Annotated in this window: 1 pseudogene; it reads left to right on the top strand. The window is 68.5% G+C overall.

Annotated elements, in window-relative coordinates:
• Window positions 1-232: pseudogene (locus TW83_RS21595) on the top strand (ABC transporter ATP-binding protein); the annotation flags it as partial.

Raw genomic sequence — 232 nt, 5'->3', positions numbered from 1 at the left:
GCCCGCGCCATCGCCGACGACCCGGCGGTGATCTTCTTCGACGAACCGACTACCGGGTTGGACCCGATCCGCGCGCGGGCCATCGATGCGCTGATCCGCGGCATCGTGACCGAAACAGGGGCCACCGCGATCACCATCACGCATGACATGGCCAGCTGCCGGATCATCGGCGACCGTGTCGCGCTGTTGGCGGATGGTCGCATCGCGCATGACGGCCCGGTGGCGGACATGG

Source organism: Paracoccus sp. S4493 (assembly GCF_000967735.1).
Lineage (GTDB): Bacteria > Pseudomonadota > Alphaproteobacteria > Rhodobacterales > Rhodobacteraceae > Paracoccus > Paracoccus marcusii.
Note: the sequence above shows the minus strand (reverse complement) of the source record. Positions and strands in the feature narration are given on the sequence as shown.